Here is a 19,926-nt window from a genome sequence, read left to right as displayed (position 1 = left end):
ATGCTCGCAGACCAAGGGGAGGATGCATGTTCGCCGGCTGGCTGCTGATCGCCATTTCACTGACCTATATCGCGGTACTGTTCGCCATCGCCTGGCGCGGTGACCGCCATGCCCGGCTGCACGGCGCCAGCCGCCGGCGACCGGTCATCTACAGCCTGGCGCTGGCCATCTACTGTACCTCCTGGACCTTCTACGGCGCAGTGGGCGAGGCGGCAACCTCGGGCTGGTCGTTCGCCAGCATCTTCGTCGGGCCGATCCTCACCTTCCTGCTGTTCTGGCCGGTGCTGGCCAAGATGATTCGCGTCGCCAAGCACCAGAACGTCACCTCGATCGCCGACTTCATCGCCTCGCGCTACGGCAAGACCCAGTCGCTGGCCGCCTTCGCCAGCCTGGTGGCGCTGATCGGCACCCTGCCCTACATCGCCCTGCAGCTGAAGGCGGTGTCGACCTCGTTCATGGTGCTGACCGACACCTCGGACATGACCCGTACGCCGCTATTCGCCGACACCGGCTTCTACGTAGCGGCGGTGATGGCGGTGTTCGCGATCCTGTTCGGTACCCGCCATACCGACGCCACCGAGCACCACGAGGGACTGGTGCACGCCATCGCCTTCGAGTCGCTGGTCAAGCTGCTGGCCTTCCTGATCCTCGGTGCCTACGTCACCTGGGGGCTGTTTGGCGGGCTCGGCGACCTGCTGGGCCAGGCGGAACAGCAGATGCAACTGCAGCAGCAGCTCGCCGCCCAGGACTTCGGCCGCAGCTTCTGGGCCCAGACCCTGCTCGCCATGCTGGCGATCTTCTGCCTGCCGCGGCAGTTCCACGTCGCGGTGGTCGAGAATACCCACCGCGACGATGCCACCAAGGCACGCTGGCTGTTCCCGCTCTATCTGGTGGCGATCGGCTTCTTCGTGCTGCCGCTGGCCGCCGCCGGCCTGATCATGTTCCCCGGCGGCGACGTCGAGCCGGACACCTTCGTGCTGGCCATCCCCATGGCCGCCGGCAACCAGCTGCTGACCCTGCTGACCTTCATCGGCGGCTTCTCGGCGGCCACCGGCATGGTGATCGTGGCCGCGGTGGCGGTATCGATCATGATCTCCAACGAGATCGTGATCCCGGCACTGTTCCGGCTACGCTGGTTCGACACCAAGCCCCGCGACTACGGCCGCCTGGTGCTGCGCGCACGGCGCATCACCATCGTCGCCATCCTGGCGCTGGCCTACGGCTTCCATCAGCTGATCGCCGAATACGGCACCCTGGCCTCCACCGGCATGCTGTCGTTCGCCGCCGCGGCACAGTTCGCCCCGGCGCTGCTCGGCGGGCTGTACTGGAAACGCGGCAACCGCCTCGGGGTGATCGTCGGCATGAATATCGGTTTCGGCATCTGGGCCTACACCCTGCTGATGCCGACCCTGATCACCGCCGGCGTACTGCCCCAGGCGTGGCTGGTCGGCGGCCCGCTGGGCATCAACTGGCTGGCACCGACCCAGCTGTTCGGCCTCAATATCGGCGACAGCTTCACCCACGGCGTGATGCTCTCCCTGGGCCTCAACCTGTTCTTCTATATCTTCGTCTCGCAGATGACCCCGCAGCGGGTGGTCGAACGCATCCAGGCCTCGCTGTTCGTCGACAGCGTCGAGACCCGCCAGACCTCGGTCAACCGGCCCTGGACCGGCGCCACCACGGTCGGCGACCTCAAGGTGCTGTGCGAGCGTTTTCTGGGCGCCGGCCAGGTGTCGCGGGCCTTCGACGACTACGCCCTACGTACCGGCAAGCCACTCGAGGATACCGCCCGCGCCTCCATCGACGTAATCCAGTTCACCGAGCGCTTCCTGGCCTCGGTGCTCGGCGCCTCGTCGGCGCGCATCGTGGTCAACTCGGCGCTGCAGGGCCGCGGCATCGGTATCTCGGACGTGATCTCGATCGTCGACGAGGCCTCCCAGGTGCTGGAGTTCAACCGCGCCCTGCTGCAGGCCACCATCGAGAACATCAACCAGGGCATCAGCGTGGTCGACCAGAACCTGCGCCTGGTGGTGTGGAACCAGCGCTACCTGGAGCTGTTCCGCTTCCCCGACCACCTGATCCGGGTCGGCGCGCCGATCGACAAGATCTTCCGCTACAACGCCCACAACGGCGAGTACGGCCCCGGCGACCCCGAGGAGCACGTCGAGCTGCTGATCGACAACATCCGCCAGGGCCACCCGCACCGCTACGTGCGCTACCGCCAGGACGGCACCGTGCTCGAGGTGCAGGGCAACCCGATGCCCGGCGGCGGCTTCGTCTACACCTACCAGGACATCACCCAGCAGAAGCGCATCGAGGAAGCGCTGATCCGCTCCGAGAACAATATCCGCATCTATACCGACAACGTGCCGGCACTGATCGCCTACTTCGACAAGGAGTGCCGCTACCTCTTCACCAACCGTGCCTACGAGCAGGCCTTCGACATCGACCGCAACGCGGTGATCGGCGAGCGCGTCGAGGCGGTGATGCCGGCGCATATCGCCCGCGACCGCGCACCGTGGATGAAGCGCGCCCTGGCCGGCGAGCGGGTCAGCTTCGAGATCTCGCTGGACGACGGCGACGGCGGCACCCGCTACATGCTGGTCACCTACACGCCGCACTTCGGCGACAGCGGCACCATCCTCGGTTTCTTCTCGCTGTACCAGGACATCACCGAACGGCGCCTGGCCGAGATCGCCTTGAAGGAGACCAACGAGAACCTCGAGGAGCGGGTTCGCGAGCGTACCCAGGCGCTGTCGGAAGCCAACGCCGCACTGCGCCAGGAGAACCGCGTGCGCGCCGAGGCCGAGCAGGCGCTGCGCCAGGCCAAGCAGGTCGCCGAGGACGCCAACGCCTCCAAGACCCGCTTCCTGGCGGCGGCCAGCCACGACCTGCTGCAGCCCCTCAACGCTGCACGGCTGTTTACCTCGGCACTGGCCCAGGAGGTCGACGCCGAGGACATGAAGCGCACCATCGGGCATATCGACAACTCGCTGCAGGCCGCCGAGGAGCTGCTCGGCACCCTGCTCGACATCTCCAAGCTCGACGCCGGCGCCCTGACGCCGCGGCGCAGCCACTTCGCGCTGGCCGATATCATCCGTCCGCTGCGTGCCGAGTTCGAGGTGATGGCCGAGGAGCGCGGCCTCGACCTGATGGTGGTCACCACCGGCTGCTGGGTCGACAGCGACGCCCAGATGCTGCGCCGCATCGTGCAGAACTTCCTCTCCAACGCGATTCGCTACACCCAGCACGGCCGCGTGCTGCTGGGCTGCCGCCGTCGGGGCGGGCGGCTCACCATCGAGGTCTGGGATTCCGGCCCCGGGATCCCCGAATCGAAGCTCTCGGAGATCTTCCAGGAGTTCCGCCGCCTCGATCAGGCCTCGCGCCACAAGGAGAGCGAGAAGGGCCTGGGGCTGGGGCTGTCCATCGCCGACCGCATGAGCCGGGTCCTCGACCATCCGATCCAGGTGCGCTCCTGGGAAGGGGTCGGCACGGTGTTTTCGGTTAGCGTACCGCTGGTCGCCGCCCAGGCGCCGCGTGACAGCGACGAGGAGCGGCCGTCGCGGCGCGGCGGCAACAAGCTGGCCGGCGCCAAGATCATCTGCATCGACAACGAGACGCTGATTCTCGAGGGCATGAAGGCGATGCTCAGCGGCTGGGGCTGCGAGGTGTTCACCGCCACCTCGATCGGCGGCGCCAAGTCGATCCTGCGCCACCTGGAGGGCGACCCGGACGCCATCCTCGCCGACTACCACCTCGACAACGAGGTTACCGGGATGATGGCGCTGGAGGCCCTCGCCGAACGCCTCGACGGCGCCGTGCCGGGCATCGTGATCACCGCCGACCGCACCGACGAGGTCGCCGAGGAGGTACGCCGCGCCGGCTACCAGCTGCTGCTCAAGCCGGTGCGCCCGGCGGCGCTGCGCGCCCTGCTGACCCGCACCCTGCAGGCCAGCCGCGCGGGACGGTAGTAAGAAGGTAAGTGTCCACGACACAGCGGCCTCGGGGACAGAGCGAAGCGGGGGTTCTGCGCCATGGGTTCGGAGTACTGCTCCGAACGAGCTGGCCAAGGATGGCCAGCTCCGGTCCTGCAAGCGAAGCAGGATGCGTGAGCACAGCAGGGCGCAGGTAGCGCCCAGGGATGGTTTACAGCGCCCCCGCGCAGGCCTGTCGCCGAGAAAGCCGCGAAAACAGACTGACCACGAAAAACCCCACCGGACACGACATCCGATGGGGTTTTGTCAGCTATCTCGGCTTGCGCACCCGAGCAGTTGGACGCTAGGACTCGACCTTGGGCGGTTCGACCTCGAGCTTTTGCGCGGCGATCACCGCCTGGGTCCGTGAGTGCACGCCCAGCTTGCGCAGGATCGCCGTCACGTGGGCCTTGATGGTGGCTTCCGAGACGTTGAGCTCGTAGGCGATCTGCTTGTTGAGCAGCCCTTCAGTGAGCATGTTGAGCACGCGGAACTGCTGCGGCGTCAACGAGGCGATGGCTTCGGCGAACTTGGTCTCCTCCTCGTTGGACTCGCCCAGCGCCTCGGCCAGTTCCGGCGGCAGCCACACCTCGCCGTCGAGGATCTCGCCCACCGCCTCGGCGATCAGCGATAGCGACGACGACTTGGGAATGAAGCCCGAGGCGCCGTAGTCGATGGCGCGCCGCACCACATAGGGCTCGTCGCTGCCCGAGACCACTGCCACAGGGATATCGGGCATCTGGCCGCGCAGCTGGATCAACCCGGAGAAGCCGTGCGCCCCGGGCATGTGCAGGTCGAGCAGAATCAGATCGGCATCCGGATGCCGCGTGACCACCTCAGTAGTCGCCTCCATGGTATCGGATTCGACGATCTCGGCCTGGGGAGCCAGCTGTCGCAGCGCTTGGGTCAGGGCCGCACGGAACAGCGGATGGTCATCGGCGACGATGAATTTCTGGGCAAAGGCCATTGAGACTCCTCCGGTTCCTCTTATCGCGAACGCGCGGCCATTGCCAACGCGCAGCCGCCCCTTCGGCGCCTAGGGGCGGGTTCGCCATTGTTACACGGCATGTTACCCCATGGCGATGAAGAATCCCAAGCCCGCACATTCAACCCTGCGCGGTTTCATCAGGCATCGCCACTAGACATGAAAATGCCGGCTTGCTAAGGCCGGCATTCGCTGTAGACGACAGCGCTATTCGCATAGCGCTCGCCGTTCATGTCGACACTCAGCGGTTGGCGCGGTTCTCGATCAGGTCGTCGACCACGGTGGGATCGGCCAGGGTGCTGGTATCGCCCAGGCCGTCACACTCGTTGGCAGCGATCTTGCGCAGGATACGGCGCATGATCTTGCCCGAACGCGTCTTGGGCAAGCCCGGCGCCCACTGGATGATATCAGGTGAAGCGATCGGCCCGATGTCCTTGCGCACCCACTGGGTGAGCTCCTTCTTGAGCGCATCGCTGGGTTCGCTGCCGTCGGTCAGGGTCACGTAGATATAGATGCCCTGGCCCTTGATATCGTGGGGGAAGCCCACCACCGCGGCCTCGGCCACCGCCGAGTGAGCGACCAGCGAGGACTCGATCTCGGCGGTACCCATGCGGTGCCCGGAGACGTTGAGCACGTCGTCGACACGCCCGGTGATCCAGTAGTAGCCATCCTCGTCGCGGCGGCAACCGTCGCCGGTAAAGTACATGCCCTCGTAGGTCGAGAAGTAGGTCTGGACGAAGCGCTCGTGGTTGTTCCAGATGGTCCGCGCCTGGCCCGGCCAGGCATCGAGGATCACCAGGTTACCTTCGGTGGCACCTTCGAGGATATTGCCCTCGTTGTCGACCAGCGCCGGCTGCACGCCGAAGAACGGCCGCGTCGCCGAGCCCGGCTTGAGGTCGGTGGCGCCCGGCAGCGGGGTGATCATGATGCCGCCGGTCTCAGTCTGCCACCAGGTATCGACGATCGGGCACTTGCCGTTGCCGATCACGCGGTGGAACCACTCCCAGGCCTCGGGGTTGATCGGCTCGCCCACCGAGCCCAGCAGCCGCAGGCTGGTACGCTTGCTGGAGTCCATGACCTTGTCGCCGTGGGCCATCAGCGCGCGGATCGCGGTGGGCGACGTATACAGGATGCTGACGTTGTGCTTGTCGATCACCTCGCCCAAGCGGCCGTTGGTGGGGTAGCTGGGTACCCCCTCGAACATCAGGGTGGTGGCGCCGTTGGCCAGCGGCCCGTAGACGATATAGCTGTGGCCGGTGACCCAGCCGACGTCGGCGCTGCACCAGTAGACCTCGCCCTCCTGGTAGTCGAAGACGTACTGGTGGGTCAGGCTGGCGAAGGTCAGGTAGCCGCCGGTGGTGTGCTTGAGCCCCTTGGGCGCGCCGGTGGAACCGGAGGTGTAGAGGATGAACAGCGGATCCTCGGCGTTCATCTCCTCGGCGGGGCAGTCGCTGGACTGCTGGTCGACCAGCTCGTCGAACCACACGTCGCGCCCCTCGTGCCAGTCGATATCGCCCCCGGTACGCTTGACCACCAGCACCGATTCGGCGACGTCGGTGCCATCGCGGGTCAGGGCGGCGTCGACGTTGTCCTTGAGCGGCACCTGCTTGCCGCCACGTACCGACTCATCGGAGGTGATCACCAGCTTGGACTGCGAGTCGATGACGCGCTGGGCCAGGGCGTCCGGCGAGAAGCCGCCGAACACCACCGAGTGGATCGCGCCGATCCGCGCACAGGCCAGCATCGCCATGGCCGCTTCGGGGATCATCGGCATGTACAGGGTGACCACATCGCCCTTCTTGACGCCCAGCGACTTGAGCGCATTGGCCAGCTGGCAGGTCCGCGCGTGGAGCTCGCGATAGGTGATGGTCTTGGACAGGTTGGGGTCGTCGCCCTCCCAGATGATCGACGGCTGGTCGCCGCGCGTCGCCAGATGGCGGTCGAGGCAGTTGGCCGAGGCGTTGAGGGTGCCATCCTCGTACCAGCGGATGTCGACGTTGTCGGAAGCGTAGGAGGTGTTCTTGATCTTGGTCGGCGCCTTGATCCAGTCGAGCCGCTTGGCCTGCTCGGCCCAGAACGCATCGGGTGCATCGACCGACTGCTGGTACATCGCCAGGTATTTTTCGTTGTCGGCCCAGGCATTGGCAGCGAACGACTCGCTCACCGGATAGACATGCTGCTGTTCGGTCATCGATTAACCCCTGTCCATGAGTGGTTATGGAATGACGATTGCCGACGGCGAAAAATGCTGCAGCGCGTCGACCCTAAAAACACACCCAGCATATACCCCTGCAGGGCGTCCGCCTTTTAGACATTGGTATTAACAAATATCCATTTAACAACAGTAACTTATGACGATTTTTCGTCAACTTCCCGCGGCGCATAGACCAAGGTCTGAGCACAATGTCGACAACGATAGCGGCTGCCGCGACGCGCCAATGCATGGCGACGCGGAGTAAAGAAGTGGGCGCGACAGGCGCAGCGATAGCAGTGCGGCGCGGGGCTGGCACGGCTGACGTCGAAGCGGTGGGTGACGTGGGGCTCGCGGGCAAACAGCCGGCGCATCACCGTCTGCCACTCGCGGCCATGGGGCCTTGCCCGCGATCCATCGGCGAGGTGCTGGACCAGCCAGTGGGCCATCTCGTGGGGCACCACCTCGGCCAGGAAGGCGTGGCGGTTCTCGGCGTAGAGGCGCGCGTTGAAGCGCAGCCCACCGCGGCCGAAGTGGGCCTGGCCGGCGCTCTTGCCGCGCAGGTCGCACCACACCCGCGGCCGCGGCAGCTCGGGGTGCACCTCGCGACAGCGCTGCCAGGCGGCCTCGACCTGGGCCTGCAGGCAGGCCTCGAGCTGTGTGGCATCGAGGCCCTCAAGATAGTCGCGAGCGGGAACGGGGAGCGCTGAAAAGGTCATGGGGTGCTAGAATGACCGGCCAATTCGCCGCCGTCCAGCCAGAGAGTCCCATGTCCGATACGCCGCCCCCCCAGCCGCTCCTCGACGATGACGCCCTCGACCGTCTCGATGACTTCCTCGCCTCGGAGCGGGTCGGCGAGGACGCCCTCGACCTGATCAGCAGCCACGGCTACCTGGTGGCACTGGCGGTGGCGCCGCGCGAGCTCGATCCGGCGGTATGGATCGGTGAGCTGTTCCACGGCGAGCCGGCATTCAGCGATGATGCCGAGCGCGACGAGATCATCGGCCTGCTCGAGACGCTCAAGGCCAACGCCGTCTCAGCCCTTGAGCAGGGCCTGCTGCCGGAGCTGCCCTTCGAGCTGACCCTGGCCGGCCTGCCCCCCGAGGAGACGCCGATCGGCGACTGGTGCGCCGGCTTCATGGAGGCGGTGTTCCTCGACGAACCGGCCTGGTTCGACGGCGACGAAGAGGGTGCCGCGGCGCTGCTGCTGCCGTTCATGGCGCTTTCCGGGCTGTTCGATGACGAGCCCGACATGGCCGAGATGGTCGACCCGACGCGCCTCGAGGGGCTGGTCCAGCAGCTGCCCGAGCTGGTGCTCGATCTCTACCTCAACTACCGGGTGCCGCCGGAAAAGCCCAAGCCCAGCCCGCGCAAGAAGGCTCGCGGCGGACGTGGAAAGCGTTAAAAGCTGTATCCCAGATAGATCGCAACTCGGGACTGACTCACCGGCAGGCCTGCGAGGAGGCGCTGTAAACCTTCCCTGGGCGCTACCGATGCCATCCATGGCATCGACACCTCCTCTTCGACCTGCCGCTGGCGTCCCTCTTTGCTAATAGAGAATACGTTAGCTGTGAGCTTCAATAAGAAGTTTTGGCGTCGATCGTTAGCGGAGCCGCGTCAGCATCCCGTCGAGACTGCCGAACAGCCACTCCTTGAGGCGCTGCAGGCGCGGCCGCTGGGCCCACTGCACGGGGTCGATCTCGTGGCTGGTGGTGAAGTTGCGTTCGAACAGCGCCGCCACGTCCTGGGCGAAGCGGCGATCGTCGACCTCCTGGTTGGCCTCCAGGTTCCAGTGCAGGCTCCAGTGGTCGAAGTTGCACGAGCCCAGGGTGCACCAGTCGTCGGCCAGCGAGAACTTGGCGTGGATGAAGGTCGGCTGGAATTCGAAGATGCGCACCCCGGCGCGCAGCAGGCGGCCGTAGAAGCGCTGCCCGGCGTAGCGTACGCCGGGATGGTCGTGGGCGTCGCCGGGTAGCAGCAGGCGCACGTCGACGCCGCGCCGCGCGGCCCGCGCCAGCCGTCGGCGCAGCGACAGCGTCGGCACGAAATAGGGGGTGCAGATCCAGATGCGCTGGCGCGCCGACGAGACCTGCTGCTGCAGCGAGTGGCGGATGGCCTGGTAGCGATAGCCCTGCCCCCACACCACGCGGCCGCGCATGCCCTGGTAGTCGTCGCTGTCGTGGGGGGCGACCGCCAGCTGGCGCACCAGCCGCGCCGCGCCGTCACCGCGGGTCAACGGCGAGTCCCAGACCCGCGAGAACAGCCGCATCCAGTCGGCCACCACCGGCCCCTCGATACGCACCGCCACCTCGTACCAGGCGTCGAGGAACGCATCTACCGCGCCGAAGCCGCCGGTAAAGGCCACCTCGCCGTCGACCACCACCAGCTTGCGATGGTCGCGGCTGAGGTTGCGCGCCAGCGAGTGAAAGCCCAGCGGGTTGAAGAAGCGTAGCGCCACGCCGCGCTCGCGCAGCTCACGGCGCTCGTCGTCAGCCAGGCCCATGCCGCCGTAGCCGTCGAGCATCAGCATCACGCAGACCCCGCGCTCGGCGGCACGCCCCAGGGCATCGATCAAGCCGCTGGCCAGCCGCCCCGACTCCATCAGGTAGAGTTCGATGAGTATCGATTCCCGGGCCGCCTCGATGGCGCTGAACATTTCCGGAATGAAGCACTTGGCCTCTGCCAGCAGCATGAAACGGTTGCCCTCTCGCCATACCCCGCGCATGCACATCCTCCCCGTGGTCAATCGGCATTGACGCACGTTTGCCGGCCTAACGAAAGCTGCAGCGGGGCCCGCGCCGCCGCTATACTGGTGCCGACATCCCGCGACAAGGCAAAGGAATGGCCGCGAACGCTCTGCGACACCCGCTACGCTGGCTGCTGTCACGCTGGGTCGAGGTGCGCCTGATCGAACCCGACCCGGCGAGCCTGGCCCTCGACCCGGCACTGCCCACCCTCTATGTACTGCCGCATCCCGCCAGCTCCGATGCGGCGCTGCTCGGCGAGCTGTGCCGCCAGCACGGCTTGCCCGACGCCGATGCCACCCTGACCCTGGCCGGGCGGGCGCACCCTGCACGCCTGAGCCTCAGCCCGCCGCGTCGAGGCTGGCGACACCGCACGCACCGCGCGCCCTTCCTCAGCGCACTGCAGCATCTCGACCACGCCACGGGCAGCGATGTCCAGCTGGTGCCGGTGAGCATCTTCTGGAGCCGTGCGCCGGGCAAGCGCTTCGGCCTGGCCAAGCTGCTCGCCGACGACGACTGGCAACTGGTGGGGCGCCTGCGCCGGCTGTGGTCGGTGCTGGTCAACGGCCGCAACGTCGAGGTGCACTTCGGTGCGCCGCTGCGCCTTGCCGAGCTACGCGACGGTCGCGACGATGCGCTCACCAACCGCAAGGCGGCACGCCTGCTGCGGGTGCACTTCCGGCGCATGCGCAGTCGGGTACTGGGCCCCGACCTCTCCCACCGCCGCACCCTGGTCGACGGCGTGGTGGCAAGCCCCGCGGTGCGCCAGGTGATTCAGGAAGTGGCCAGCGCCCAGCGCCGTTCGCCGCGACGCATCGAACGCCGCGCGCGGCGCTATGGGCTGGAGATCGCCTCCAATATGTCCTATCCGGTGCTGCGCTTCATGGACCAGCTGCTGACGCGGCTGTGGAACCGTCTCTACGACGGCGTCGAGGTCCAGGGGCTCGCACGAGTCAAGGCGCTGGCCGGCGACCATACCCTGGTCTATGTGCCCTGCCACCGCAGTCACGTCGACTACCTGCTGCTCTCTTACGTGCTCTACCGCGACGGCCTGATGCCGCCCCACGTGGCCGCCGGGCGCAACCTCGACATGCCGCTGATCGGCGGGCTGCTGCGCCGCGGCGGCGCCTTCTTCCTGCGCCGCAGCTTCAAGGATAACCGCCTCTACGGGGCCGTGTTCAACGAGTACCTGCATCGCCTGATCGCCCGCGGCCACCCTCTCGAGTATTTCATCGAGGGCGGGCGCTCGCGCAGCGGCCGTATGCTGCCACCGCGGCCCGGCATGCTGGCCATGACGTTGCGCTCGCACAGCCGCGACGCCAGCCGACCGCTGGCCTTCATCCCGGTGTATATCGGCTATGAGCGCATCCTCGAGGGCGGCAGCTATCAGCACGAACTGCACGGCGGCAAGAAGCGCAAGGAGTCGCCGCTGGGCCTGCTGCGAGTCGCCAGGCAACTGCGCGAACCCTTCGGCCGCGTCGCGGTCAGCGTCGGCGAACCGCTGATCGCCGATGCCTTCCTCGACCATCACGCCCCTCGCTGGCGCCACGAGCACAGCACCCGCCCGAACTGGCTCAGCCAGGCGGTACCGGCGCTTGGCGACGAACTGGCACGGCGCATCAACGCCGCCGCCACCCTCAACGCCGTCAATCTGGTGGCGCTGGTGCTGCTGGCCACGCCTCACCGAGCCATCGAGACGCGGCTGCTGTCGCGTCAGTTGGCGCTGCTGGCGGACTGCTGCCCGGTCACGCAGCGCCCCGCCGGCGACCCCGCCCAGTGGATCGCGCGGGTTGCAGAGCTGGGCATGGTCCAGCGCCGCGACCAGGCCCTCGGCGAGCTGGTATTGGCGAGTCCCGACCAGGCCGAACGGCTCAGCTGGTACCGCAATAATGTGCTGCACCTGTTCGCCGCTCCGGCGCTGGTGGCGTTTGCCTTTCGCAACCATACCGCCCTGCACCAGGGTGAGCTGATCGAGCGCCTGGCGCCGGGCTGGCCGATCATCGCCCGCGAACTCTTCCTGGCCGTGCCCGAGGACCTTAGCGAGACCCTCGACCAGGCCGTCTCGCAACTGGCCGCCCAGGGCCTGCTCAGCCATGACGGCGAACGCTGGCAGCGCCCGGCCCCGCACCTCGAGGCCTTCGAGCAGCTGCGCCTGCTCAGCCAGCTGATCCAGCCGACCCTGGAGCGCGGTTACCTGCTGCTCAACCTGCTACTGGCTGCCCCCAGCGCTCGGCTGAGCCGCGACGACCTCGCCGAGCGCGGCCGCCAGCTCGCCGAGCGCCTGGCGCTGCTGTCGGGACTCGATGCGCCGGAATTCTTCGATCAACGGCTGTTTGCAGGCCTCGTCGACAGCCTGATCGAGGAGCGCTGGCTATGGCAGCAGGATGAACGGCTATGCTACGACGCGCGCTTGGTCGATGCCGCCCAGCGTGCCCGCGAGCTGTTCGACCCGGCGCTGCGCCAGCGTCTGATGCAGCTCACTGCGACACCCGAGACTCAAGCCGACAGCGAGCGGTGAACGTAGAGGTCGTAGCGGCTGGTCTTGCCTTCGATGGCGTGGCCAGGCGCGGGGCCGGCAATGGGTGGCGCCTTGCGCGGTCGCTTGACCGCCACGCGGTGGGTGGCGATATCCAGCGCCGCCTCGAGCAGCCGCGGTGCGTCGGTATCGTCGCCGGCCAGCTCGCGGAATACCCGCATCTCCTTCTTGACCAGCGCCGACTTGTCGCGATGCGGAAACATCGGGTCGAGGTGGATCACCTGGGGGGAGAAATGCGCTGCGGCGACCAGCGCCGCCAGTTCGCGGGCGGCATCGCCGTGGGCCAGCGCCAGGCGGGCGCTGATCTCGGCGAGCTCGGGCTCGCTGGCGGCGCGGTTCAGGCCATCCTCGAGCAGGGCAGCAATTGCCGCGACGCGCTCGATCATCAGCACCCGCGCGCCGAGGCTGGCGAGCACGAAAGCGTCGCGGCCCAGGCCCGCAGTGGCATCGACGATCGACGGTGCCGCGGCCTTGCCAAGCCCACAGGCCTTGGCCACCAGCTGCCCCCGCCCACCGCCGAAGCGGCGCCGATGGCCAGCCTTGCCGCCCACGAAATCGACCTTGAGCGATTTGCCGTAGCGGCCTTCATCGCCGGCCAGTACCAGAGCCCTGGCCTCGCGCACCAGCCTCAGCCCGGCGCACTGCTCGGCCTGCCAAGCCAGGCCATAGCGGGCGGCAAGGTGCTCGAGGCCCTCGCCGCAGACGATCACCTCAGCGCTGTCGGCCATCGCCTTCAACGGCTCTTCTGCCACGCTACCTGGTCGCGCAGGTAGACCGGCTGGGCCTGCGCAGGGGCGGTACGCTCACCGGCGGCGTAGCGCTGGGCGGCCAGCCGCACCAGCTCCTCGGCAGCGGGCTGCCAGTCATCGAGGTGCTGGCTGATGCCGGCCTGCAAGTTGGCGTTCATCGACGGCCACAGCGTCCACCCCGAGCCGACGCCGACCCAATCGGCCTCCTCATGGCCGGGCGGCAACGTCAGCCGCTCGGGGGGCATGACCGCCTCAGCGGCCAGCGAGGTGAGCTCGCCGTCCTGGCAGCGGTAGGCGCCCACGTAGATCTCGCCCATGCGCGCATCGAGCGCCGGCAGCACGTAGCGCAGGTGCAGGCGACGATGGCCGGCCAGCGCCAGGGCAGCCAGGGTCGAGACGCCCAGCAACGGCTTGCCGAGCCCGTAGGCCAGGCCCTGAGCAGTGCCCGCGGCGATCCGCAGGCCGGTGAAGGAGCCGGGGCCGTGGCCGTAGGCCAGGGCGTCGAGGTCGGCCAGCGCCACGCCCGCCTCGGCCAGTACCTCGTCGACCATCGGCATCAGCCGTCGGGTGTGTTCACGGGGCGCCTCGACGAAGCGCGCCACGACGTCGGCATCACGCCCGGCGGGCTGGTGCCAGAGGGCCACGGAACAGGCGGTCGAAGAGGCGTCTAACGCCAGCAGGGTGGGCATGGGGCATCGCTCTCGGTGGGCAAATCGAACGCCGGGATTATACGCCAACGGCCCGCAAAATGCGGGCCGTTGCAGCTACCGACAACTGGCTGGGTCAGCCCTCCAGGGCGTCGATCACCTGGCGGGTAATGTCATTGACGCTGCCCACGCCTTCCACGCGGTGGTAGGCCGGCGCGGCCTCGGGATCCTGCTCAGCCCACGCCTGGTAGTAGTCGACCAGCGGCGCGGTCTGCTCATGGTAGACCGCCAGGCGATTGCGCACCGTCGACTCACGGTCGTCGTCGCGCTGGATCAGCGCTTCGCCGGTGACATCGTCCTTGGCGTCCTCCTTGGGCGGATTGTATTCGACGTGGTAGACGCGCCCCGAGCCGGGGTGCACACGACGCCCGGCGAGGCGCTTGACGATCTCCTCGTCGGCCACGGCGATCTCCAGCACGTGGTCGAGCTTGACCCCGGCCTCCTTCATGGCATCGGCCTGGGGAATGGTGCGCGGAAAGCCGTCGAACAGGAACCCGTTCTCGCAGTCCGGCTGGGCGATGCGCTCCTTGACCAGCGCAATGATGATGTCGTCGGACACCAGGCCGCCGCTGGTCATGATCTCCTTGACCTTGAGCCCCAGCTCACTGCCCTCCTTGACCGCTGCACGCAGCATGTCACCGGTGGATATCTGCGGAATCTTGAAACGCTCGCAGATGAACTGGGCCTGGGTGCCTTTGCCGGCACCCGGGGCGCCCAACAGGATCAAACGCATGGGTACTGCTCCTTGAACGAGTTGAAAACGTTTTTATAAATGTGGGCCATGACCAGAGGTAAGCACAGTTAGCGCGACAATACCCCGCGCGAGACGCCTAGACAAGCCGGCCATTCGCCGAAGACTCCTGCCACTTTTTATAAAAAAGCTTTCAATACATAAGGTTGAACAACAAGTTGCACTTTGGTCTGGCGCCCGACGCTCGCCTTGGCGGTGGCCCATACGCAAGACGGCGCCCGCAGGCGCCGTCTCGACTACCGCGCGCTGCCTTACATCAGCAGGCGGCGGATATCGCTCAGCAGCTGTCCCAGCAGCGCCGTGAAGCGTGCCGCATCGGCACCGTTGACCGCACGGTGGTCGTAGGACAGGCACAGCGGCATCATCAGCCGCGGCTGGAAGGCCGCGCCATCCCATACCGGCTTCATCTGCGCCTTGGAGACCCCCAGGATGGCGACCTCCGGGGCGTTGACGATGGGCGTGAAGGCGGTGCCACCAATCGACCCCAGGCTGGAGATGGTGAAGCAGCCACCGGTCATCTCCTCACGCTTGAGCTTCTTGGTCTGCGCCTTCTTGGCCAGCTCGACGCTCTCCTTGGCCAGCTCGATCAGCGACTTCTGGTCGGCGTTGCGGATCACCGGCACCATCAAACCATCCGGGGTGTCCACCGCCAGGCCGATGTGGACGTACTTCTTCCACACCAGGGTCTCGCCGTCGGCCTTGAGGCTGACGTTGAACTGCGGGTACTGACGCAGGGCGAAGGCGCACGCCTTGATCAGGAACGGCAGCGGCGTGAGCTTGGCGCCCTGGGCCTCGGCCTCGGCCTTCATCGACTTGCGGAAGGCCTCCAGCTCGCTGATGTCGGCTTCATCGAACTGGGTGACGTGGGGCAGGTTGACCCAGCTGCGGTGCAGATTGGTGGCGCCCATCTTCATCAGGCGGCCCATCGGCTTCTCTTCGATCTCGCCGAACTGGCTGAAGTCCTGGTCGGGGATCGGCGGAATGCCGCTGCCAGCCGCGGCGGGAGCCGCCGCTGCCGGCGTCTCGGCCTTGCCGGCCATGACCTGCTTGACGTAGGCCTGGACATCCTCCTTGAGCACCCGCTCCTTGGGGCCGCTGGGCTTGACCAGCCCCAGGTCGACGCCCAGTTCGCGGGCCAGCATGCGTACCGCCGGGCCGGCGTGGACCAGCTTGCCGTCGCGCGGCTTGTGGGCCGCCATCTGGGCCTCGGGGCTCGGCGTGCCGGCCGCTGCCGGCGCCGGTTTGCTGGCCTTGGGCGCCTCGGCCTTGGGTGATTCAGCCTTCGCCGCGCTCGGCTCGGCCTTGGCTGCCGGCTTGCTGCCCGCCACCTCGATATAGCCGATCAGATCGCCCTCGGAGACCGTATCGCCCTCCTTGACGGTAAGCTCCAGCAGCTTGCCCTTGTAGGGGCTCGGCACGTCCATCGAGGCCTTGTCGGACTCCAGCGTGATCAGCGGGTCTTCCTCGTCGACCTCGTCACCGGCACTGGCAGCGATCTCGATGATCGGCACATCAGAGGAGCCGGACAGATCCGGCACGCGGATCTCCTTGCGCTCCGGCTCGCCGGATGCGGCCTCTGCCTGCTGCGGTTCGGGCTCAGCGGCCTGTTGCTGGGGCTCGGCGGCAGCCGGCTCCTCGGCCTCATCGCCGCCCTCGCCGCTAACTTCCATGCTGCCGATCACGTCGCCTTCGGAGACCGTATCGCCCTCCTTGACGCTGAGCGAGACCAGCTTGCCGGTATGCGGGCTGGGCACATCCATGGAGGCCTTGTCGGACTCCAGGGTGATCAGGGTGTCCTCTTCGGCAACCTCGTCGCCTTCCGAAACGGCCACCTCGATGATCTCGACATCGCTGGAGCCGCCCAGGTCGGGCACCTTGATCTCGACGGTCTGCTTGCCGCCAGCGCCGGACTTGGCTGCCGGCTTGTCCTCGGCGGGCGCCGGTTCGGCCGCCGCCTGCTCGCCGCTGGACGCCTTGCTCGCGCCCTGATCGGCGCTGCCGGCATCACTGTCGCCGCTGCCCTCGGCTTCCAGCTCGACGATGTCGTCGCCTTCGGAGACCGTATCGCCCTCCTTGACCAGCACTTTCAGTACCTTGCCGCCCTTGGGCGATGGCACGTCCATGCTGGCCTTGTCGGACTCCAGGGTGATCAGGGTGTCTTCGGCCTCGATGACGTCGCCTGCGGACACCGCGATCTCGATGATTTCGACATCGGTGCTACCGCCGATGTCGGGGACTTTGATGATTTCGCTACTCAAGGTCGCGCTCCTTCCAAATCGTGCTCGGAACCGACGGGCCTATCGCGGCACGCCGCCGGTTCCAGATCAGCGGGTCAACGGCTCACACCATCAGCGGGTTAGGCTTCTTGGGATCGATGCCGTACTTCTTGATCGCCTCGCTGACCACCTTGCGGTCCAGCTCGCCGCGGTCGGCCAACGCCTTGAGCGCAGCCACGGTAACGAACTTGCGATCGACCTCGAAGAAGTGACGCAGCTTCTCACGGGTGTCGGAACGCCCGAAGCCATCGGTACCCAGTACATGGTAGTCGGTCGGCACCCAGGCGCGGACCTGGTCGGCGAACAGCTTCATGTAATCGGTGGAGGCGATGGCCGGGCCCTTGCGCCCTTCCAGGCAGGTGGTGACGTGGGGCTTGCCCGGCTCGTCCTCGGGGTTGAGGAAGGCCTGGCGATCCACCTCGAGGGCTTCACGACGCAGCTCGTTGAAGCTGGTCACGCTCCAGATATCCGCACCGATGTCCCACTCCTCCTTGAGCATCTCGGCGGCGGCTTCGACCTCGCGCAGGATGGTGCCTGAGCCCAGCAGTTGGACGTGGCCCTTCTTGCCCTGGGTCTCGCGCAGCAGGTACATGCCCTTGATGATGTCTTCGCTGGGCACCGTCTCGAGCTCGGGATGCTCGTAGTTCTCGTTCATCACCGCCAGGTAGTAGAAGCAGTTCTCCTTGTCGACGAACATGCGCTTCAGGCCGTCATGGACGATCACCGCCACTTCGTGGGCATAGGTCGGGTCGTAGCTGCGGCAGTTGGGGATGGTCGAGGCCAGGATATGGCCATGGCCGTCCTGGTGCTGCAGCCCCTCGCCGTTGAGGGTGGTGCGGCCGGCGGTGCCGCCGACCAGGAAGCCGCGCGCCTGCAGGTCGCCGGCCGCCCAGGCCAGGTCACCGATGCGTTGGAAGCCGAACATCGAGTAGTAGACGTAGAACGGCAGCAGCGTCAGGTTGTTGTTGCTGTACGAGGTGGCGGCGGCGATCCACGCCGACATAGCGCCAGCCTCGGTGATGCCCTCCTCGAGAATCTGGCCCTTCTGATCCTCGCGATAGAACATGATCTGGCCTTTGTCCACCGGCTCGTACTTCTGGCCTTCGGAGGTGTAGATACCCAGCTGGCGGAACATGCCCTCCATGCCGAAGGTACGCGCCTCGTCGGGGATGATCGGCACTACCTGCTTGCCGATCTTCTTGTCCTTGACCAGGCCGTTGAGCACGCGCACGAAAGCCATGGTGGTGGAGACTTCGCGACCTTTGGAGCCGCCCAGCTGGGAGGCGAAGGTCTTGTCCTCCAGCGCCGGGATCTCGAGCGCCTCGAAGTCGTTGCGGCGCTGCGGCAGGTAGCCACCCAGGCGCTCGCGCTGCAGGTGCATGTACTTCATTTCCGGCGAGTCGTCGTCGGGCTTGTAGTACGGCATCTCCTTGAGCTGCTCGTCGGAGAGCGGAATGCCGAAGCGGTCACGGAAGCGCTTGAGCGCCTCGTATTCCATGCTCTTGAGCTGGTGCGCCTCGTTGGCGGCCTCGCCGTCGCCACCGCCCATGCCATAGCCCTTGACGGTGTGCGCCAGGATCACGGTGGGACGGCCGTTGGAGTTATTGACTGCCGCGTGATAGGCGGCATAGACCTTGTAGGGGTCGTGGCCGCCGCGGTTGAGTTTCCAGATGTCCTCGTCGGACATGTCCTTGACCAGCTCGGCGGTCTCCGGGTACTTGCCGAAGAAGTGCTCGCGGGTATAGGCGCCGCCGTTGGCCTTGTAGTTCTGGTAGTCGCCGTCGACCGCCTCGTCCATGCGCTTCTGCAGCACGCCCTTCTTGTCCTGCTCGAACAGCGGATCCCAGAAGCGGCCCCAGACCACCTTCTGCACGTTCCAGCCGGCACCGCGGAAGACGCCCTCGAGCTCGTCCATGATCCGCGAGTTACCGCGCACCGGGCCGTCGAGACGCTGCAGGTTGCAGTTGATGACGAAGATCAGGTTGTCGAGCCGCTCACGGCTGGCCAGGTGAATGGCACCCAGCGATTCCGGTTCGTCGCACTCGCCGTCGCCCATGAAGCACCAGATCTTGCGATCGTGCATGTCCTTCATTTCGCGGGAGTGCAGATACTTCATGACGTGGGCCTGATAGATCGCTTGGATCGGCCCCAGCCCCATCGACACGGTGGGGAACTGCCAGAAGTCCGGCATCAGCCACGGGTGCGGGTAGGACGACAGGCCGTCACCGTCGACTTCCTGCCGGAACTTGTCCATCTGGTCCTGGGTGAGGCGCCCCTCGAGGAAGGCACGCGCGTAGATGCCCGGCGCCACGTGGCCCTGGATGTAGACCAGATCGCCCTCGAAGTCGCCGTTGGGTGCGCGGAAGAAGTGGTTGAAGCCCACGTCATACAGCGTCGCCGCCGACATGAAGCTGGCGATGTGGCCACCCAGCCCCGGGTTGGCGCTGTTGTTGCGGATCACCTGGGCGATGGCGTTATAGCGAATCAGCGAGCGGATCTTGCGCTCCATGAACAGGTCGCCGGGCATGCGCGCTTCTCGATGCACCGGGATGCTGTTGCGATGAGGGGTCGTCACCGAGAAGGGCACCTGCATGCCGTCACGACGCAGGCGGTCGGCCAGACGGCTCAACAGGTATTGGGCGCGATCTTCGCCCTCGCGATCCAGGACCGATTCCAGGGATTCCATCCATTCCGTGGTTTCGACCGGATCGAGATCTTCTCTTGCCTCCAGACTCATAGACGTCTCTCCGAATGAAGATATTGTGTCGGTCTGCCCTCACCGCAGTGATGTGGAGGGGCATGTGGCGCTCTTCAGTGCGGGCATGACCTTCTATGGGTCATATCTCCGGAAAATCGTGCTGTAATTTGGTTACAGCGGGGCGCGTAGAAAGCCCGTCGTAGGCCGATGAAGATACCGCAAAGCCTGGCTCCTGCCAATTGTAACCGTCATGGAAATTGCTTCCACATAAAATATTGCGCCGCAGCACAAGGCCTTGCGCCCCCTACCCCAAGC

The 19,926-nt window shown here is 66.5% G+C and carries 12 protein-coding genes; 3 read left to right on the top strand and 9 right to left on the bottom strand.

Annotated elements, in window-relative coordinates; genetic code table 11:
* The first annotated feature begins 26 nt into the window (after window positions 1-26).
* Window positions 27-3,971, top strand: a complete 3,945-nt coding sequence (locus tag CK498_RS15055) for a hybrid sensor histidine kinase/response regulator (protein WP_095621666.1) — start codon at window positions 27-29, stop codon at window positions 3,969-3,971.
* 307 nt (window positions 3,972-4,278) lie between these two features.
* On the opposite strand, the gene CK498_RS15050 is transcribed toward CK498_RS15055, so the two are convergent.
* From CK498_RS15050 to CK498_RS15040, 3 genes are all read right to left on the bottom strand, one after another.
* Complete coding sequence (locus CK498_RS15050) at window positions 4,279-4,941, bottom strand: LuxR C-terminal-related transcriptional regulator (protein ID WP_095621665.1); 663 nt, start codon at window positions 4,939-4,941, stop codon at window positions 4,279-4,281.
* 259 nt (window positions 4,942-5,200) lie between these two features.
* Complete coding sequence (gene acs, locus CK498_RS15045) at window positions 5,201-7,150, bottom strand: acetate--CoA ligase (RefSeq protein ID WP_095621664.1); 1,950 nt, start codon at window positions 7,148-7,150, stop codon at window positions 5,201-5,203.
* 158 nt (window positions 7,151-7,308) lie between these two features.
* Window positions 7,309-7,869: a SprT family zinc-dependent metalloprotease gene (locus CK498_RS15040; protein WP_095621663.1), complete on the bottom strand. Its 561-nt coding sequence runs from the start codon at window positions 7,867-7,869 to the stop codon at window positions 7,309-7,311.
* Window positions 7,870-7,919: 50 nt separating this feature from the next.
* On the opposite strand from CK498_RS15040, the gene CK498_RS15035 reads away from it, so the two are divergent.
* Window positions 7,920-8,555 (top strand): YecA/YgfB family protein, encoded by a 636-nt coding sequence (locus CK498_RS15035; RefSeq protein WP_095621787.1) that lies wholly within the window; start codon window positions 7,920-7,922, stop codon window positions 8,553-8,555.
* 198 nt (window positions 8,556-8,753) lie between these two features.
* On the opposite strand, the gene CK498_RS15030 is transcribed toward CK498_RS15035, so the two are convergent.
* Complete coding sequence (locus tag CK498_RS15030) at window positions 8,754-9,875, bottom strand: phospholipase D-like domain-containing protein (RefSeq protein WP_095621662.1); 1,122 nt, start codon at window positions 9,873-9,875, stop codon at window positions 8,754-8,756.
* 116 nt (window positions 9,876-9,991) lie between these two features.
* Between CK498_RS15030 and plsB the strand changes: the two genes are divergently transcribed.
* Complete coding sequence (gene plsB / locus CK498_RS15025; protein ID WP_095621661.1) at window positions 9,992-12,412, top strand: glycerol-3-phosphate 1-O-acyltransferase PlsB; 2,421 nt, start codon at window positions 9,992-9,994, stop codon at window positions 12,410-12,412.
* Here plsB and CK498_RS15020 read toward each other — a convergent pair.
* The 5 genes from CK498_RS15020 to aceE all read right to left on the bottom strand — a co-directional run bounded on the left by CK498_RS15020 (window position 12,391) and on the right by aceE (window position 19,650).
* The gene (locus CK498_RS15020; protein WP_095621660.1) at window positions 12,391-13,158 is read right to left on the bottom strand and encodes a class I SAM-dependent methyltransferase; all 768 of its coding nucleotides are present in this window, start codon (window positions 13,156-13,158) and stop codon (window positions 12,391-12,393) included. The two genes, plsB and CK498_RS15020, sit on opposite strands and share 22 nt — an antisense overlap.
* 5 nt (window positions 13,159-13,163) lie before the next feature.
* The gene (tsaB, locus tag CK498_RS15015) at window positions 13,164-13,868 is read right to left on the bottom strand and encodes a tRNA (adenosine(37)-N6)-threonylcarbamoyltransferase complex dimerization subunit type 1 TsaB (RefSeq protein ID WP_095621659.1); all 705 of its coding nucleotides are present in this window, start codon (window positions 13,866-13,868) and stop codon (window positions 13,164-13,166) included.
* 94 nt (window positions 13,869-13,962) lie between these two features.
* Entirely contained in the window at window positions 13,963-14,619 is a 657-nt protein-coding gene (adk, locus tag CK498_RS15010; protein ID WP_095621658.1) for an adenylate kinase, read from the bottom strand.
* A 269-nt stretch (window positions 14,620-14,888) separates the two neighbouring features.
* The gene (aceF, locus tag CK498_RS15005; RefSeq protein WP_095621657.1) at window positions 14,889-16,895 is read right to left on the bottom strand and encodes a pyruvate dehydrogenase complex dihydrolipoyllysine-residue acetyltransferase; all 2,007 of its coding nucleotides are present in this window, start codon (window positions 16,893-16,895) and stop codon (window positions 14,889-14,891) included.
* A gap of 82 nt (window positions 16,896-16,977) precedes the next feature.
* Window positions 16,978-19,650, bottom strand: coding sequence for a pyruvate dehydrogenase (acetyl-transferring), homodimeric type (gene aceE / locus CK498_RS15000; protein WP_095621656.1), 2,673 nt, complete (start codon window positions 19,648-19,650; stop codon window positions 16,978-16,980).
* Window positions 19,651-19,926 lie beyond the last annotated feature (276 nt).

The sequence above is a fragment of the Halomonas salipaludis genome, from assembly GCF_002286975.1.
In the GTDB taxonomy this organism is placed as follows: Bacteria; Pseudomonadota; Gammaproteobacteria; order Pseudomonadales; family Halomonadaceae; genus Franzmannia; species Franzmannia salipaludis.
This window is presented reverse-complemented; position numbering and strand designations above follow the sequence as displayed.

Excerpts from the sequence above, each read along its gene's own strand:
- CK498_RS15030 (WP_095621662.1), bottom strand. The coding sequence starts at position 9,875 with ATGCGCGGGGTATGGCGAGAGGGCAACCGTTTCATGCTGCTGGCAGAG.
- adk (WP_095621658.1), bottom strand. The coding sequence starts at position 14,619 with ATGCGTTTGATCCTGTTGGGCGCCCCGGGTGCCGGCAAAGGCACCCAG.
- CK498_RS15050 (WP_095621665.1), bottom strand. The coding sequence starts at position 4,941 with ATGGCCTTTGCCCAGAAATTCATCGTCGCCGATGACCATCCGCTGTTC.
- CK498_RS15055 (WP_095621666.1), top strand. The coding sequence starts at position 27 with ATGTTCGCCGGCTGGCTGCTGATCGCCATTTCACTGACCTATATCGCG.
- CK498_RS15040 (WP_095621663.1), bottom strand. The coding sequence starts at position 7,869 with ATGACCTTTTCAGCGCTCCCCGTTCCCGCTCGCGACTATCTTGAGGGC.
- tsaB (WP_095621659.1), bottom strand. The coding sequence starts at position 13,868 with ATGCCCACCCTGCTGGCGTTAGACGCCTCTTCGACCGCCTGTTCCGTG.
- CK498_RS15035 (WP_095621787.1), top strand. The coding sequence starts at position 7,920 with ATGTCCGATACGCCGCCCCCCCAGCCGCTCCTCGACGATGACGCCCTC.
- aceE (WP_095621656.1), bottom strand. The coding sequence starts at position 19,650 with ATGAGTCTGGAGGCAAGAGAAGATCTCGATCCGGTCGAAACCACGGAA.
- CK498_RS15020 (WP_095621660.1), bottom strand. The coding sequence starts at position 13,158 with ATGGCCGACAGCGCTGAGGTGATCGTCTGCGGCGAGGGCCTCGAGCAC.
- plsB (WP_095621661.1), top strand. The coding sequence starts at position 9,992 with ATGGCCGCGAACGCTCTGCGACACCCGCTACGCTGGCTGCTGTCACGC.
- acs (WP_095621664.1), bottom strand. The coding sequence starts at position 7,150 with ATGACCGAACAGCAGCATGTCTATCCGGTGAGCGAGTCGTTCGCTGCC.